This is a genomic window from Neisseria subflava (genome assembly GCF_005221305.1).
Taxonomy (GTDB): domain Bacteria; phylum Pseudomonadota; class Gammaproteobacteria; order Burkholderiales; family Neisseriaceae; genus Neisseria; species Neisseria subflava.
Window position 1 is genome coordinate 1,478,380 of sequence record NZ_CP039887.1, and the last position, 16,320, is coordinate 1,494,699.

A 16,320-nucleotide genomic window follows, 5' to 3' on the forward strand; every position below is an offset into this window, starting at 1 on the left:
TTTAGATATATTTGTTCTTGTTTCAGGACAAACTTTTCAGATGGCCTGAGATTTCCAATACCTTGCCTTTTTTACCGCGTTTGCCGTCAATATCGGCAATACGCAGTTTTTCCTGATATTCTGCACCGCGTCGGCCGACCGATACAACGGTAAACTCAGGAGAGGTCGTCACCATAATGTGTTCCAAAGATGCACCCTCGGCCAACGATATCAGCTGCAAACCGCGGCCTTTAGGCATGACTTTGAGCTCGCCGATGGAAAACGCCAAGAGACGGTGGTCGCTGCTGGCCAGTACGACTTTGCAGTCGGGATTAATCAGTGAAGAAGCATAGACGGCAACGGGCGGCAGGACGGTTTCGCCGCTGTCCACGGTCATCACCACTTTGCCTGCTTTCACGCGTCCAACCATATCGCCCAGTTTGGCGATGAAGCCGTAGCCGCCACTGCCTGAGAGTAGGTAGTGCTGTTCGGGCTGGCCGGTGAGCATGGCAACGGGTTTTGCGCCGTTTTGCAGCTCGATTAAGGATGAAACCGGCACGCCGTCGCCGCGTCCGCCGGGGATTTCGGCGGCATCGAGGGTGTAGGTCCTGCCCAATGAATCCAGGATGACGACGGGTAAAACGGTGCGGCCTTCAAGGGTTTGTTTGAGTCGGTCGCCTTCTTTGAAGGCGGTTTGGCTCAAATCAAGGTTGTGCCCGGCACGGCTGCGTATCCAGCCTTTTTCCGACAGAATCAGCGTGATGGGTTCGTCGGCGGTGGTTTGCGTCAGCACGGCGCGTCCGGCTTCTTCCACCAGCGTGCGGCGCGCGTCGCCAAACTGCTTCATGTCCGCCTGCATCTCTTTGATAATCAGCTTGCGTTTTTCGTTCTCGTCGCCCAAAAGGATATTCAGACGGCCTTGTTCTTCGCGCAACTCGTTCAATTCTTTTTCGAGTTTGAAACCTTCCAAACGCGCCAACTGGCGCAGGCGGATTTCCAAAATGTCTTCGGCTTGGATTTCGGTCAGCCCGAACGCCGCCATCAAATCAGTTTTCGGGTCGTCCGATTCGCGGATGACTTTAATCACTTCGTCGATATGCAGAAAGACTTTCAGACGGCCTTCGAGAATGTGCAGCCGTTTTTCCACTTGGTTCAAACGGAATTTCAGACGGCGTGTTACAGTCACGACGCGGAAATCCAGCCATTCCTGCAAAATCGTTTTCAGATTTTTCTGCGCGGGGCGGTTGTCCAAACCCATCATCACCAAGTTCATCGACACATTGCCTTCCAGCGAAGTCTGCGCCATCAGCGTGTTGATGAAGGTATCCGTATCGATGCGACTGGATTTCGGCTCGAACACCAGTCGCACGGGATGTTCGCCGTCGGACTCGTCGCGCACGCGGTCGATTAAATCCAGCATCAGCTTTTTGGTATTGAGCTGGTCTTGGTTGAGCTGCTTTTTGCCCGCTTTCGGTTTCGGGTTGGTCTGCTCTTCGATTTCGGCAAGGATTTTGGCAGAATTGGCGTTCGGCGGCAGCTCGGTCACAATCACGCGCCATTGTCCGCGCGCCAGCTTCTCGATTTCGTAACGCGCACGCACGCGCACGCTGCCTTTGCCAGTTTCGTAAATCCGGCGCAATTCGTCCGCCGGCGTGATGATTTGACCGCCGCCGGCAAAATCGGGCGCGGGAATATATTGCATCAGGTCGGCGGTTTCCAGCGTCGGCTTTTTCAACAACGCAATCGCCGCCTGCGTCACTTCGTTCAAATTGTGCGACGGAATTTCGGTTGCCATGCCCACTGCAATGCCCGACGCGCCGTTGAGCAGCACCATAGGCAGGCGGGCGGGCAGATGCAGCGGTTCGTCAAATGCGCCGTCGTAGTTCGGCACAAAATCCACCGTCCCCTGATTGATTTCGGACAACAACAATTCTGCAATCGGCGTCAGCCGCGCTTCGGTGTAACGCATCGCCGCCGCCCCGTCGCCGTCGCGCGAACCGAAGTTGCCGATGCCGTCGATTAAGGGATAGCGCAAGGTAAAATCCTGCGCCATCCGCACCATCGCCTCATAGGCGGAACTGTCGCCGTGCGGGTGGTATTTACCCAAAATTTCGCCGACCACGCGCGCCGATTTCACCGGCTTCGCCCCCGCCGTCAAACCCATATCGCGCATGGCAAACAAAATGCGCCGCTGTACGGGCTTTTGGCCGTCTGAAACTTCAGGCAGCGCGCGGCCTTTGACCACGCTCATGGCGTATTCGAGATAGGCGCGTTCGGCGTACTGACCTAACAGCAGGTAGTCTTCGCCGATAGGAGATGGGCTTGGAGCGGAAATGTGTTCTGTCATCAGGATGGTAAAACGAAATAAATTAAAGAAGGATATTGTAAAGCAAAATCGGTAGTCATAGCCAATTTGAGTGATGAACGGTAGTGCAGCGACAATAAGGCTTACCGAATCAGGTCAGCAAATGGAATCCGTTTCGACAAAAAAGGCCGTCTGAAACCATTTCATGTTTCAGACGGCCTTTTCATTTTGGTTTTAAATCAAAACTTCGTTATTCTGTAGTAGCCGGTTTAGCCGCAGTTTTAATGGTTAAGGTCAACGCGGCGGCAATGGCGAGGAAAACACCGGCAAACGTCATCGCGTTGGCAGGGTTTGAACCCAAGAAGGTTTTGTACACCCAGCCGAAAGATACGGTTTCAATCAGCATTGGAATCACAATCATCATGTTCACAATACCCATGTACACGCCGTAACGTTCTTTCGGAATAGAACCGACCACAATCATAAACGGCACGCCCATCATACTTGCCCAACCGACACCGAAACCAATCATCGGGGCAAACATCAGGTATTTGTTGCCGATGTGCGGAATGGTGAGCAAGGCCAGCGCGGCAAGGGTTACGGCAAAGGCGTGAACATATTTGGCGGCATATTTGCGCACCATCCACATCAGGCCGAAGGCGGAGATAAAGGTTACAACGTTGTAGAAACCGTTTACCAAACCGGTCCATGCAACAGCCTCCTGATAAGCAACCTTATCAGCAGAGGTGGAATCCCAAACAAATTTAACAAGACTGTGTGAAATATATTGCCAATAAATAAAAAGTGCATACCATTGGAAAAGATAAACTGAAGCAAGCTGCCACAAAGGTTTGGGCATTTCTTTGATGGCACTAAAGATCTCTTTGACGGCATGAACAGGACCTTTTGGTTGAGCTTTAATTGCTGCCATTTCTTGAGGTGAAGGTTCACGTTCAGGAGTAGTTAATACAGTTACTAGGACAGAACCAATAGAGCAAACCGCACCAATATAGAATGAGCCGAATACCCAATAAGGAATACCCACTTCAGAAGTTTGGTTCAACCAACCAACTTGTTTAAGGAGATAAAGAGAAATGTTAGCAAGGGTAATACCCAAACCGGTAAACACAGACTGCATCAAGAAACCGGTGGATTGCTGATTTTCAGGAACCGTATCGGCAATAAATGCACGGAAAGGTTCCATTGCGGTGTTGTTACTGATGTCCAAGAGCCACAGCAGCAATACAGCCATCCACAAGGCGGTAACGTGCGGATACAAGAACTAAGCATAAACTGCAACCGATCGCACCAATTAAGAAATACGGACGGCGGCGCCCCAATCCCGGTACCCATGTTCGGTCGCTCATTGCACCAATAATAGGTTGTACGATTAAGCCAGTAACCGGGCCGGCCATATTAAGGTAAGGCAATATACTGGGATCTGGATTAAGAAAGCTGAAAATCGGATTAATCGCAGTTTGCTGCAACCCGAAGCTATATTGAATACCGAAGAAACCGAAGTTCATCAGCATAATCTGGCGAAGTGTCATCGCCACTTGTGGGGAGATTTTCATAGGAAGGCTACTCCTGGGTAATAAACTATGGAAACAACAAACTCCAATTTCAGCAGTATGACGCTTTTATTATATTTGGGCTGCCCTTTTTACTGAGGCAACTCCGTTTTCAGACGACCTTTATTTTGACCGTTTGCATGAATCTTATTTTGATGTGTGTTTGTGTTGTTTAAAGCTTATTATTTTCAGGCCGTCTGAAACTATTTATTAATCACAGACTGACACCAGATGGTTTCCCCAACGACCTTGACTGGCCGAACCGCACCGGTCGGGTGTTCAATGTGTTGAAACAGCAAATCCGCCGCCATCGCGCCCATGCGCAGATACGGCAACTCGGTACTGGTCAACGGCGGAAACAGCGTCTCCGCAATCGCGCTGTGGTTATCATAGCCGGCAACCGAAACTTGCTCGGGAACTCGCACGCCGCGCGTCCTCAAAATCTCATACACTCGTACTGCCATTTCATCGTTGCCACAGCAAATTACCGTCGGCGGAAGCGGCAAAGACAGTAGCTTCAAAATAGCCGAAATCAAAGACCCGCTGTCGTTGCTGAAGTCAGGATAACCAGTTTGCACCAAATCAGGATCAAAGATAATATCCGCATCAGCCAAAGCACGGCGGTATCCGGCCAATCTCAATCTCGTCACTTCCACGCCCGGCTGCAAAGTCACATAAGCAATCCGTTTGTGTCCGCTTTGGATAATCCGGCGCACCAAGCCATACTGCCCTGCTTCATCATCCGGCAAAACCGCCGGCGTACCCACTGAATCAAAACAGTTGACCAACACCATCGGACAACGGTTGGGCACTTCCGGCAGCAATACTTCCTGATGGAAACCTGCCACATATAAAATCCCCTCAGCACGATGCTCCATAAAGGTACGAATCAGCGGCTCCATCTGACCGGGCTGCCCCAGCTTGTTGTCGATGTCGGCAATCATCAAAATCTTGCCTTGTGCGCGAATCTCCTGCTGAATGCCCTTAATCAAGAACATATCCGGTATGCCGTGTCCGCCCGTACTCTCGCCTGTCCGCGAAATGGCGCCGGTAATCAGACCGACCAATCCGGAACGGTGTGACCGCATAATCCGTGCCGCAGAAGACGGGATATAGCCCAAAGCAGCAATCGCTGTTTCTACTTTGGAACGGGTTTTCTCACTGACCGGCGCATCGCTGTTAATCACCCGACTGACCGTCTTGGGAGATACCCCGGCATAAGCAGCGACATCATAAATTGTAGCCATCTTACGGACCGCCCCGACAAGATTTCAATAATGTTACACAGAATAACACAGCAGACATCGGTGTCATACCCCCCTTTTTACAGAAACTTGATGATAATCAACCGTTTATATTGCATTTTGCATACATTTCTTAAACAAAACCGCCCCTACCACCTCCCAAAAGTTGTCCAAATTTGTTAAACTACAAACAACTACAAAAAGCAGAAAATAGATACCCTGCTTGTTTACCGTTACATACTAAGGAAACGAGATGTCCGCATACTCAGACGCATGGCAGGCCTTGGAAGCCCATCATGCCGATACTCAACACGTTACCCTGCGCGAACGCTTCGCCGCAGATGCCGAACGTTTCAACAATATGCACGAAATTCTGCACGGTTTGTTATTTGATTACAGCAAAAACCGTCTAGATGAAAACACCCTAGATTTATTGTGCCAACTGGCCGAAGCAGCCGATTTGCCACAATATATGCAGGCCATGAGCAGCGGTGAAAAAATCAACACCAGCGAACACCGCGCCGTCCTCCACACTGCCCTGCGCCTGCCTGCCAATGCCAAACCTGTTTACGTTGACGGCGAAAACATCGTGCCCAATGTTCATCACGAACTCAACCGCGCACTCGAGTTCGCACGCCAACTTTTAGACGGCACGCACGCAGGCATTACCGGTAAAGCGATTACCGACTTGGTTCACATCGGTATCGGCGGCTCCGATTTGGGTCCGCGCATGGCCACACAGGCGCTGCAACCCTATTGGCAAAACATCCGCGTCCACTTTGTCAGCAACTCCGATGATGCCGACCTGACCCAAACCCTTCTCGGCCTCAACCCCGAAACCACCGTATTCAGCATTGCCAGCAAATCGTTCCGCACACCGGAAACCCTGCTCAATGCCTACGCTGCGCGTACTTGGTACCGCGATGCAGGTTTGCCTGATTCCGGCATCTACCGACACTTCTGTGCCATTTCCGCCGATGTGGCCGCAGCCCAAAACTTCGGTATCTCCCCCGACAAAGTCTTCGCCATGTCCGACTGGGTCGGCGGCCGCTATTCCGTCTGGTCGCCTATCGGCCTACCGCTGATGGTTGCCGTCGGAGAAAAAGCATTCCGCAAAATGCTGGCCGGCGCACACGCGATGGATACCCATTTCTTTGAAACACCATTCCGCCGCAACATTCCCGTCCTGATGGCGCTCATCAATGTTTGGTACAACAACTTCCAACATTCAGACGGCCAAACCGTTGTCCCATACAGCCACAACATGCGCCTCTTCACACCATGGCTCAACCAGCTCGATATGGAAAGCCTCGGCAAACAGCGTACTTCAGACGGCCAACCCGTTTCCTGCACCACTGGCGGCATTGTCTTCGGCGATGAAGGCGTCAACTGCCAACATGCCTACTTCCAGCTTCTGCACCAAGGCACGCGTCTGATTCCCGTCGACTTCATCGTCCCCATGACCACAGTCTACGGCAACCACCGCCAACACCGCTTTACCGTTGCCAATGCCTTCGCCCAAGCCGAAGCGCTGATGAAAGGCAAAACCTTAGACGAAGTGCAAATCGAATTGGCTGCCCTACCCCAAGACGAACGCGACCGCCTTGCACCGCAAAAAGAATTCCCCGGCAACCGTCCGAGCAACAGCCTACTCATCGACAGCCTGACGCCTTTCAACCTCGGCATGCTGATGGCTGCTTACGAACATCGTACTTTCGTTCAAGGCGTGATTTGGCGTATCAACCCCTTCGACCAATGGGGCGTGGAATACGGTAAAGAGCTGGCCAAAACCATCGAACCCGAACTCGAACGCGGCACGCCTGCACACGACAGCTCCACCAACGGTCTGATCGCCTTCTACCGCAACTGCAACGCAAGATCGAAGGCCGTCTGAAAATAAAATGCCCGTAAGACAAGCATATCTGCCTGTCTTACGGGCATTTCAAAACCTAATCGGCGGTAAGAATGAACCGTTAAAGCACCGCACTTTTAGACAAAAGTAGCTAGATTTTGATATAAAAAAAGGCTAAATCGATAATGACTTAGCCTTTTTCATCAGACTTGATTAGTTGTTTGTTGTTAATGCGCCTAAATCTTTATCAACTAAGAACAAACCTTTACCATCTTCACCAAGAAGATTTAATTTATCCAAAATTCCACTGAATAATTTTTCTTCTTCATGTTGTTCAGCCACATACCATTGTAAGAAGTTAAAGGCAGAGTAGTCTTTCTCTTCAAAAGTTCTACCAACTAATTCATTGATTTTAGAGGTAATTAACTTTTCATGTTCATAAGTTAATTCAAGTACTTGTTTCAATGATGAAAATTGATGAGGTGGTTCATCAATTTGTGTGATGATAGCCAATGCGCCGGTCTCATTTAAATAAGTGAAGAGTTTACGCATATGCTGCATTTCCTCAGCCGCATGCTCTGATAAAAATTTTGCAGCTCCTTCGAAACCTTGTTGTTCGCACCAGGCGCTCATTTGTAAATATAAGTTAGAAGAATAAAACTCTAAATTCATTTGATCATTTAATAGTTTAATCACGCTATTTGATAACATTTTATTTCTCCTATTCTTATAAAGTTTTTAATTCACGATCAATGTAGTAGAGCGCTGTACCACTTTCACCAAGAAGTTTGAATTTATCAACAATACTGTTAAATAATTTTTCTTCTTCATGCTGTTCAGCTACATACCATTGTAAGAAGTTAAAAGTAGAGTAATCCTTTTCTGCAAAAGTACTCTCAACTAACTCATTAATTTTAGATGTCACTAGTTTTTCGTGTTCAAGTGTTGTTTCAAAAACTTCTTTTAATGAAGCGTAATCGTGTTTAGGGGCGTCAATTTTACCTAACAAAGGCATTCCACTGGTTTCGCTCACATAAGTAAACAACTTTTGCATATGTTCCAATTCTTCATCGGCATGACGAAGTAAAAATGCTGCAGCGCCTTCATAACCATGTTTATGGCACCATGCACTCATTTGCAAATAGACATTTGATGAATACAACTCGAGATTAATTTGTTCGTTTAATTTTGCTGTAATTGACTTACTTAGCATAACTAACTCCTTTTCTTAATACGGTTAATAGATGTATCACAATACAAAATTTGTATTTGCGGATGAATTTTACTCATTTTATTGAGAATAGTCAATTTTATTTTATTAATTTTTATTGTAACCCATTAATTTAAAAGGATTTTATAAATAAATCATTCTCATTTGGTTCCATTTAATGAAATGAGTTATCAATATCGCCTTTGCCTAAATTCTCTAGAGAAATGATGAGGTGTTGGAAGGAGAATCGTAGATTTCCAAAGTTTTTTGCTCTCACTTATCAACTCCAAAATACTGGATAAATAGAAAACATGAAAATTCAATGTTTTTTTATAGAATTACGCATCAAAGCGATATAGTTTCAAAGTAGGTTATCCTTAATATTTGAATGTGACAATTACCATTTATTATTTAACATAATATACATATTGTTGAAAAATCTACTGGTTAACTTCAATCAGGGAAAGCATGAAGAAGTTAGGAAGTTGGTTGGAAAGTTGATTAGGGTAGATTTTATTCAAATGAAAGACTAGGCTATGAAATCAAAATTTGTGTATAAGTTACTGGTAATTTCAAAGTACCTGTATATTTTAATTTGTATATCAATACCGATCGTTTTTATTTATGAAAGCTACCAAGAAGATAATGTTGATTTTATGATTTATTATTATTTTTTCCATATTGGGTGTATTGACTCAATATTCTACGTCTAATTTTTTTGAAAAGGAAAAATAACATGATTGAACTATCCATTTAGGATCTGGAACTAATTTATGGAGGAGGCTTAGGAGAGAGAATCCTTCAAGGAGGAGCAAATGGTGCATAAATAGGAGGATCAATTGGTGCAGGTATCGGTCTGGGTGTCGGTATAGCTTTTGGCAGTATTCCTGCCGGACCAGCTATTATGGTCGGTGGCACAATTGGTGCTGCTGTTGGTGCTGCAACTGGTATGGGTGTTGCAGCATATGAGTATTACCAAGAAACTCAGCCTAAAGGGACAGTAACGGTCGGTCCGATTTCTGCTTTTGCTGTGGACAAATCAGGAAACGGCTACACTGACGGCACAAATTACCACTGATATTTCTCATCGTTCAAACGATCTCTAGGGATCGTCTGAAACTTTCTTAACTTCAATTTTATGAATACACCCAAGCAACCCTTCTTCCGTCCTGAAGTCTCCGTTGCCCGCCAAACCAGTTGTTCCAACAAAAGGCCGTCTGAAACTTAATTGGTCAAAGTTTCAGACGGCCTTTATTCAATAAAGATAGCAGAAGCTCATTCGCCATATCCCCCATCTTTGCTACAATATCCTTTTTCCTTTTTTATTGATTCCACTATGACCACCGCACCCCAAACCAGCACTTGGCGCAAGATTTTCTCGCGCAGTATGCTGATTTGTATCTTTACAGGCTTCACTTCGGGGCTGCCGCTTTATTTTCTGATCAACCTGATTCCGGCATGGTTGCGCAGCGAACATGTCGATTTGAAAACCATCGGCCTGATGGCACTTATCGGGCTGCCTTTCACTTGGAAATTTATCTGGTCTCCCGTCATTGATTTGGTCAGATTACCTTTTTTAGGACGGCGACGCGGTTGGATGCTGGTTACGCAAATTGGTTTACTGCTGACCTTGCTCATTTACGCCTTCCTAAATCCTGCTCAGCATTTATATGTAATTATGGGCTTATCGTTGGTGGTCGCCTTTTTCTCTGCCAGCCAAGATATTGTATTGGATGCATTTCGCCGCGAAATTTTGTCAGATGAAGAATTAGGCTTGGGCAACTCCATCCACGTCAATGCCTACCGTATTGCTGCTTTGGTACCTGGCTCACTCAGCTTGATTTTGGCCGACTTGATGCCTTGGCACAACGTATTCATCATTACTGCACTATTTATGCTGCCCGGTCTGCTAATGACCTTATTTTTAGCTAAAGAGCCTGACATTCCACCATCTGTGTCGCGTACATTTACCCAAACAGTCTCTGACCCTTTCAGTGAGTTCTTCTCCCGCAAAGGAATCAAACAGGCCATCTTGGTATTACTGTTTATCTTTCTCTACAAACTGGGCGACAGCATGGCCACTTCTTTGGCTACACCGTTTTATCTGGACATGGGCTTCAGCAAAACCGACATCGGCCTCATTGCCAAAAATGCCGGCCTGTGGCCTGCTGTCATTGCCGGTATTGTAGGCGGTATTTGGATGTTGAAACTTGGTATCAATAGGGCATTATGGGTTTTCGGCGTGGCGCAATGGGTAACGATTCTAGGCTTTGCCTGGTTGGCAAATTTTGGCAAGTTTGAAACCATCACACTGACAGAGCAAATGATGCTTGCAGCCGTGATTGGTGCAGAAGCAGCGGGTGTCGGTTTAGGTACAGCAGCATTTGTTGCCTATATGGCTCGTGAAACCAATCCAGCATTTACGGCCACTCAATTAGCCCTCTTTACCAGCCTGTCAGCCGTTCCACGTACATTTATCAATGCTTCGGCAGGTTATCTGATTGAAGCGATGGGTTACTTTAATTTCTACTGGCTGTGTTTTGCTTTGGGCATACCGGGCATGTTGCTGCTGTTTAAAGTGGCACCATGGAATGGCGAAAAAGTGAGTAACTAGATTGCCAGTCTAAAACATCTAGTAAAACAAAAGGCCGTCTGAATGTTCAGACGGCCTTTATCATACAAAAATTTTATTCTGCTTCAGGTTTGACAGTACTGCGGACATCACCGCTTTTTTCTTTATGTTTCAAAACGGCGCGGTCGAGTTTGTCCATCAAAACATCAATCGCGGCGTACATATCCTGTTCAATCGCTTCAACGTGCAAATCTTTACCTGCCAGATGCGCATCGGCTTCGGCTTTTTGATTGACTTTTTCCACCGAGAGCGTAATGGTCACAGAGATGATGTTGTCGGCGTGGCGATTGATTCGTGCCAACTTATCGGAAACATAGTTTTTGATGGCTTCGGTAACATCAAAATTCAGACCGGTGATTTTCAGATTCATGATACAGCTCCTTCGGTTGATTAGTCCGTCAAAACGGATCGGAATATATCTACTCGGTAAATTTTCGTTTGTGTGCCGGTGGTATGTCTAATGATTCTCTATATTTTGCAACTGTACGTCTGGCGATTTCAATGCCGCGTTGTTTTAATAATTTGACGAGGGTCTCGTCCGAATAAGGTTTGCTGCTGTCTTCACTTTCAATCAGCTGGCTCAATACGGCTTTGATTGCTCCTTGGCTGAACCCTTCGCCGTCATCATCAGCATTCACTGCCTGTGTGAAGAAATAGCGTAACGCAAACAGGCCGCGCGGGCAAGACAAATATTTCTGATTGGCGGCGCGCGAGATGGTACTTTCCGCCAAACCCAATTCGGCAGCGGCATCTTTCATCAGCATTGGCGACAGGCCGATTTCTCCGAAGATGAAAAAATCTTCCTGATTTTTGACGATATACTCGGTAAGGCGGAGGACCGTGCTTTTACGCAGCTCCAAAGAATCAATACGCTGCTTGGCTTCGTTAATTTTTTCCTTCCACTCCGGTGCACCCTCTTCCGCTGATTTCATCAGGTCGCAATATTCCTGATTAAGCCGCAACTTCGGCCAAGCCGCCTCGTTGCTGATGACTTCCCAGCCATCCTTGCCCTCTTTGACCCAAACGTCAGGCTGAATATAAGGCGTGGGCGTGGCAGAGGCGAAACCGTAGGCCGGATAGGGATTGAGCTCGGCAATCATATCGAACGCGGCTTCTATGGTTTCGCTGTCGGTATCGGGATAGAGTTTGCGGAAACGCAGAACATTTTGTTTGCGGTTTTTGCCTAAGTCTTGAAGCGAACTTTGCACCAAATGCGCGGCCATTTGTCGGGCAGGAGAAGCCGGCAAACGCATTAACTGCAGCATGAGCGACTCGGTCAAATCCGCCGCCGCCACGCCGGGGGGATCAAAGGTTTGCAATACATCTAACGCATTTTGCAGGGCCTCTTCTTCCAGCATCCATTCTAACGGCGTGTGATCGATAATTTCTTCGAGACTGTCGGTGAGGTAGCCTTGTTCGTCCAAAAAATCAATCAAGACGTGAACATAAGCCGCTTCCACTTGCGAGAGCGGATGCTCGCACACTTGGGCATGCAGATAGCGTTTGAAATCCTCTTCTTCAGCGATGTTGCTCCAAATATCTTCGGCATCGTCGCCGCTCAACTGCTGACCTGCACGCGGCATGGTAACGGCACGGTTGAGCCCGCTATCGGCAAACTCTTCGGTTTCCGGACGCTCAAGCAGAGGATTGTCTAACAACCAGTCTTCCACTTCGCGCTCAAGCTCAAGACCCGACATCTGCAAGATGCGCAAAGACTGCTGCAGCCGCTGGTTGAGCTGCTGGGTCTGTTTGAGTTTAAGGACGAGTGAAGACATAGTGTTTTTTCGAAGTGTATGGATAGTTTTTCAGACGGCCTTTGTACGGAGGGCCGTCTGAAAAACTAGGTTATCGGTATTATATTTGTATTCTTAGTAATTATTTCAATATTTATAGCTACCCTCAATTGAAATGAGAGCCTCGTGTGAAATCGGTTTTACGATTACCGTCAAATATGCATTCAATATTTGAAATTTTCACCCAAGTAAACCGAACGGACTTGTTCATTATTGACCAAATCATCCGGCTTGCCTGAAGCCAGTACAGTACCGTCGCTGATGATATAGGCACGGTCGCAGATGCTGAGGGTTTCGCGCACGTTGTGGTCAGTAATCAATACGCCGATACCGCGTGATTTGAGGAACTCGATAATTTTCTGAATATCGATGACGGCAATCGGGTCAACGCCGGCAAAAGGTTCGTCCAACAAAATGAAACGCGGCTGCATGGCCAACACGCGCGCGATTTCGACACGGCGGCGTTCGCCACCGGACAACGACGGCGCAGGGTTGTTGCGCAGGCGCTCGATGTTCAAATCGGCCAACAGTTTTTCAAGTTCGGCATCGATGCGGCTTTTGTCCTTCATGCTGATTTCCAAAATGGCGCGGATATTTTGTTCCACGGTCATTTTGCGGAAAATCGAGGCTTCCTGCGGCAGATAGCCGACGCCGAGCCGGGCGCGTTCGTGAATAGGCAGGTGGCGCAACTCTTGTCCGTCCAGCATCACGCTGCCTGCATCGGCGGCAATCAGGCCGACAATCATGTAAAAGCTGGTGGTCTTACCCGCGCCGTTGGGGCCGAGCAGGCCGATGACTTCGCCGCTTTCGATTTCAAGGGAGAAGCTTTTGACGACTTGGCGTTTTTTGAAACTTTTTTGCAGGTTTTGAACCACAAGACGGCTGTTGTTTGCGCTCATATTCTGTTGACTTTCGATATTGACCTCAGGCCGTCTGAACCTTTTTCAGACGGCCTTGTTCGTGTGTTTTCTTATTTATTTTTCTGCGTGCTGGACGGCCGGATGACAACGCTGACGCGGCCGGATTTGGCGGCGGATTTCACACCGGATTTGGCGCTGCCGTTGATGGTGTAAACCTCGGTTTTGGTGTTGTAAGTAATGACCGCACCTTCGGCCACATCGCCGCCGCGCTGTACTTTGGCATTGCCGGTCAGGGTAACCAGACTGGCTGCGGAAGAATACGTGACGGTATTGGCTTGGCCGTTGACCACGCCTTTGCCGCCGTCCAACTCTTGGCTGAATTTGACGGGCGAGCCGGTGGCTTTCATCAACTGCTCGCTTTTGTCGTTGCGCGAAACGGTCACGCTGCCGGCACGGATATTGAGCGTGCCTTGTTTGATGATGACGTTGCCGGAAAAGGTAGTGCTTTGGTTGTTTTGGTCAAGCGAGCCTTGGTCGGCTTCGATTTGAATCGACTGCTTGCTGTCGCTTTGCAGGGCAAAGGCCGGGCTGGCGGCAAAAACGGTAACAAAGGCTAAGGTTTTACAAATTTTTTGTATCATAAATTGTGGCTTTCACTTTGGAAGGGAAATTCAGCAAACCGGTTTTGTGGTCATAAGTCATGCCGTTTGCCTGACCGCCGGACTGTCCGTATTGGAAAGTAACGGGGCTGTCGGTATGGGCGTATTGCGCTTCGGTATCGACATTCAAACGTTCGGTTTTGACGATGCCGGCCAAACGCTTGGCATCTGCCGCTTTGTTTAAGACGACATTCTGTTCAAAAACGACTTTCTTATTTTGAATATTGTACGCGGCCTTGTCGCTGCCGACTTCGTACAACAGGCTGCCGTCTCGGTAAAACGAAAGATGTGGTTTGTCCAAATGCACGTCCGCGCTATTCGGATATTGGACGGCATCGACCGCGCTCAGGTTTTCTTTCAGACGGCCTTCTTGGTCAAAACGTTTGCCGTTGATGCCTTTCATCGAATATTGCGGCTCATTCGGATTGAGGACGACTTCTTCGACTTGCACTTCGCTGATGCGGCCGAGCCACGCCGCCAGTGCGCCAAGTGAAACGGCCAACACCAGCGGAAAGGCGATTCCGTAACGCCATCTGATTTTCATCGTACATACTCTTTCAAAGCAGGTTCAAGCGTACCTTGCGCCTGCATAATCAAATCGCACACTTCACGCACCGCGCCTGCGCCGCCGGAACGTCGGGTTACATAATGGGCGTATTGCAACGTAAACCAATGCGCTTCAGGGACGGCGACCGCCAATCCGCAACGCACCATCACAGGCAAATCGACGACATCGTCGCCGACAAAGGCGCACTCATGCTCCTCCACACCTGCCTGTTCGCGTAATTGGGCGTAGGCGGCACGTTTGTCGTGAATGCCTTTGAAGTAATAGTTGATGCCGAGCTGCTTCACGCGGATACCGACGGAAGGCGCATCGCGGCCGGTAATAATCGCCGTTTGCACGCCGCTGGCCTGAAGCATTTTCAAACCGTGTCCGTCCAAAGTGTGGAACGATTTGATTTCTTCGCCGTTGTCGCGGATAAAAATGCGGCCGTCGGTCAAAACGCCGTCCACATCCAGTATCAGCAGTTTGATACCTAAAGCGCGTTGTTGCAGGTCGGAAGAGAGGTTTTGCATAAGGTTTCCTTATTTCAGACGGCCTATTCTAGCATAAGGCCGTCTGAAAACGTTTTTGCCGTCGTTTCAGACAATTCGTGCCATCAATAAATCGTGCATGTTCAGCGCACCAATCAGCACGCCGTTTTCTTCGACCACCAGCAAACCGTTCACATGGCCGCTTTGCATGGCTTTCAAAGCTTCGGTGGCAAGGCGGTCGGCAGAGATGGTTTTCGGCGAAGCGTGCATAATGTCGTCCACTTTCAAACCGGCAAAGCTGTCGCGTTCTTGAAACAGACGGCGCAAGTCGCCATCGGTAAATACGCCTTTCAGACGGCCTTCGGCATCGGTTACCGCCAACATGCCCAAACCTTTTTCACTCATGCGGACAATGGCCTCTTTCAACGGTGTACCCAACAAAACGGCAGGCAGAGCTTCGTCTTTGTGCATAATATCCGCCACGCGCAGCAGCAGGCGTTTGCCCAAACTGCCGGCCGGATGGCTTAAAGCAAAATCATCCGGCGTAAACGCACGCGCCTGCAGCAATACCACCGCCAGAGCATCGCCCAAGGCCATCACGGCGGTCGTACTGGAAGTCGGCGCAAGGCCGAGCGGACAGGCTTCTTTGGAAACCGCCGCGGTAATATGGATATCGGCATGGCGCGCCATGGTCGAAGTCGGATGGGCAGTGATACAAATAAGCGTGATGTTTTTGCGTTTCAACGCTGGAATAATCGCCGCAATTTCGTCGCTTTCGCCGGAATTGGAAATGGCAACCACGACATCGTTATCGACAATCATGCCCAAATCGCCGTGCGCCGCTTCGGCAGGATGGACGAAAAACGCAGGCGTGCCGGTGGAAGCCATGGTCGCCGCCATTTTGCGGCCGATGTGTCCGGACTTACCCATGCCGGCAATTACAACCCTGCCCTTGCAGTGCAACAACGCTTCTGCCGCACGGACAAAGTTGTCGTCCAACGCCGCCGCAATTTCACGCAAACCTTCGGCTTCCGTATTCAATACATCACGCGCCCAGTCGAGATAAAGTGTGTTTTCCGCCATCAAAGCTACCTTTCGTGCTTGAATTTAGGTTTGTTTTGCCCAAATTAATCAGCCGTAAACTGTTCAAATTCATCGAATCGGCGTAGCATTACCGCCA

General features: G+C 48.5%; 14 protein-coding genes and 1 pseudogene. 3 read left to right on the forward strand and 12 right to left on the reverse strand.

The genetic code is table 11. The features are described 5' to 3' along the window. Positions 1–22: 22 nt before the first annotated feature. From parC to FAH66_RS07135, 3 genes and pseudogenes are all read right to left on the reverse strand, one after another. Entirely contained in the window at positions 23–2,326 is a 2,304-nt protein-coding gene (parC, locus tag FAH66_RS07125; RefSeq protein WP_137041160.1) for a DNA topoisomerase IV subunit A, read from the reverse strand. A gap of 208 nt (positions 2,327–2,534) precedes the next feature. Continuing rightward, a pseudogene (locus FAH66_RS07130) lies at positions 2,535–3,858 on the reverse strand (MFS transporter). 200 nt (positions 3,859–4,058) lie between these two features. Beyond that, positions 4,059–5,102, reverse strand: coding sequence for a LacI family DNA-binding transcriptional regulator (locus FAH66_RS07135; protein WP_137041161.1), 1,044 nt, complete (start codon positions 5,100–5,102; stop codon positions 4,059–4,061). Between the two features lie 250 nt (positions 5,103–5,352). Here FAH66_RS07135 and pgi point away from each other — a divergent pair, with 250 nt between their 5' ends. After that, positions 5,353–6,993 carry a glucose-6-phosphate isomerase gene (gene pgi / locus FAH66_RS07140; protein WP_137041162.1) on the forward strand — a complete coding sequence of 547 codons (1,641 nt, stop codon included), beginning with the start codon at positions 5,353–5,355 and terminating at the stop codon, positions 6,991–6,993. Between the two features lie 171 nt (positions 6,994–7,164). Here the strand turns inward: pgi and ftnA (FAH66_RS07145) are convergent, their stop codons facing one another. Then, on the reverse strand, positions 7,165–7,662 hold the full coding sequence (ftnA, locus tag FAH66_RS07145) for a non-heme ferritin (protein ID WP_003686798.1): 498 nt from the start codon (positions 7,660–7,662) through the stop codon (positions 7,165–7,167). A gap of 16 nt (positions 7,663–7,678) precedes the next feature. Continuing rightward, entirely contained in the window at positions 7,679–8,164 is a 486-nt protein-coding gene (gene ftnA / locus FAH66_RS07150) for a non-heme ferritin (protein ID WP_003686837.1), read from the reverse strand. Positions 8,165–9,065: 901 nt separating this feature from the next. Between ftnA (FAH66_RS07150) and FAH66_RS11080 the strand changes: the two genes are divergently transcribed. Together FAH66_RS11080 and FAH66_RS07170 are read left to right on the forward strand one after the other, a co-directional pair. Continuing rightward, complete coding sequence (locus FAH66_RS11080; protein WP_224783520.1) at positions 9,066–9,239, forward strand: hypothetical protein; 174 nt, start codon at positions 9,066–9,068, stop codon at positions 9,237–9,239. 258 nt (positions 9,240–9,497) lie between these two features. After that, positions 9,498–10,775 carry an AmpG family muropeptide MFS transporter gene (locus FAH66_RS07170; protein ID WP_244284899.1) on the forward strand — a complete coding sequence of 426 codons (1,278 nt, stop codon included), beginning with the start codon at positions 9,498–9,500 and terminating at the stop codon, positions 10,773–10,775. A 73-nt stretch (positions 10,776–10,848) separates the two neighbouring features. Here the strand turns inward: FAH66_RS07170 and hpf are convergent, their stop codons facing one another. From hpf to FAH66_RS07205, 7 genes are all read right to left on the reverse strand, one after another. Next, entirely contained in the window at positions 10,849–11,163 is a 315-nt protein-coding gene (gene hpf / locus FAH66_RS07175; RefSeq protein ID WP_003686778.1) for a ribosome hibernation-promoting factor, HPF/YfiA family, read from the reverse strand. Positions 11,164–11,212: 49 nt separating this feature from the next. Continuing rightward, entirely contained in the window at positions 11,213–12,568 is a 1,356-nt protein-coding gene (gene rpoN / locus FAH66_RS07180; RefSeq protein ID WP_137041163.1) for an RNA polymerase factor sigma-54, read from the reverse strand. Between the two features lie 182 nt (positions 12,569–12,750). After that, a complete protein-coding gene (gene lptB, locus FAH66_RS07185; protein ID WP_003679854.1) occupies positions 12,751–13,485 on the reverse strand; it encodes an LPS export ABC transporter ATP-binding protein in 735 nt (244 codons plus the stop codon). A gap of 71 nt (positions 13,486–13,556) precedes the next feature. Next, positions 13,557–14,087 (reverse strand): lipopolysaccharide transport periplasmic protein LptA, encoded by a 531-nt coding sequence (gene lptA / locus FAH66_RS07190; RefSeq protein WP_137041164.1) that lies wholly within the window; start codon positions 14,085–14,087, stop codon positions 13,557–13,559. After that, entirely contained in the window at positions 14,068–14,649 is a 582-nt protein-coding gene (lptC, locus tag FAH66_RS07195; RefSeq protein ID WP_003686789.1) for an LPS export ABC transporter periplasmic protein LptC, read from the reverse strand. Before lptC ends, lptA begins: the two co-directional genes overlap by 20 nt. Continuing rightward, positions 14,646–15,182 (reverse strand): KdsC family phosphatase, encoded by a 537-nt coding sequence (locus FAH66_RS07200; protein ID WP_003686818.1) that lies wholly within the window; start codon positions 15,180–15,182, stop codon positions 14,646–14,648. The genes lptC and FAH66_RS07200 overlap by 4 nt, the downstream gene beginning before the upstream one ends. A 66-nt stretch (positions 15,183–15,248) precedes the next feature. Then, positions 15,249–16,223: a KpsF/GutQ family sugar-phosphate isomerase gene (locus FAH66_RS07205; RefSeq protein ID WP_049328826.1), complete on the reverse strand. Its 975-nt coding sequence runs from the start codon at positions 16,221–16,223 to the stop codon at positions 15,249–15,251. Positions 16,224–16,320 lie beyond the last annotated feature (97 nt).

What these genes read in the sequence shown, in the direction of transcription:
- parC (WP_137041160.1), bottom strand. Translation starts at nt 2,326, where the DNA reads ATGACAGAACACATTTCCGCTCCAAGCCCATCTCCTATCGGCGAAGAC.
- FAH66_RS07135 (WP_137041161.1), bottom strand. Translation starts at nt 5,102, where the DNA reads ATGGCTACAATTTATGATGTCGCTGCTTATGCCGGGGTATCTCCCAAG.
- pgi (WP_137041162.1), top strand. Translation starts at nt 5,353, where the DNA reads ATGTCCGCATACTCAGACGCATGGCAGGCCTTGGAAGCCCATCATGCC.
- ftnA (WP_003686798.1), bottom strand. Translation starts at nt 7,662, where the DNA reads ATGTTATCAAATAGCGTGATTAAACTATTAAATGATCAAATGAATTTA.
- ftnA (WP_003686837.1), bottom strand. Translation starts at nt 8,164, where the DNA reads ATGCTAAGTAAGTCAATTACAGCAAAATTAAACGAACAAATTAATCTC.
- FAH66_RS11080 (WP_224783520.1), top strand. Translation starts at nt 9,066, where the DNA reads ATGGTCGGTGGCACAATTGGTGCTGCTGTTGGTGCTGCAACTGGTATG.
- FAH66_RS07170 (WP_244284899.1), top strand. Translation starts at nt 9,498, where the DNA reads ATGACCACCGCACCCCAAACCAGCACTTGGCGCAAGATTTTCTCGCGC.
- hpf (WP_003686778.1), bottom strand. Translation starts at nt 11,163, where the DNA reads ATGAATCTGAAAATCACCGGTCTGAATTTTGATGTTACCGAAGCCATC.
- rpoN (WP_137041163.1), bottom strand. Translation starts at nt 12,568, where the DNA reads ATGTCTTCACTCGTCCTTAAACTCAAACAGACCCAGCAGCTCAACCAG.
- lptB (WP_003679854.1), bottom strand. Translation starts at nt 13,485, where the DNA reads ATGAGCGCAAACAACAGCCGTCTTGTGGTTCAAAACCTGCAAAAAAGT.
- lptA (WP_137041164.1), bottom strand. Translation starts at nt 14,087, where the DNA reads ATGATACAAAAAATTTGTAAAACCTTAGCCTTTGTTACCGTTTTTGCC.
- lptC (WP_003686789.1), bottom strand. Translation starts at nt 14,649, where the DNA reads ATGAAAATCAGATGGCGTTACGGAATCGCCTTTCCGCTGGTGTTGGCC.
- FAH66_RS07200 (WP_003686818.1), bottom strand. Translation starts at nt 15,182, where the DNA reads ATGCAAAACCTCTCTTCCGACCTGCAACAACGCGCTTTAGGTATCAAA.
- FAH66_RS07205 (WP_049328826.1), bottom strand. Translation starts at nt 16,223, where the DNA reads ATGGCGGAAAACACACTTTATCTCGACTGGGCGCGTGATGTATTGAAT.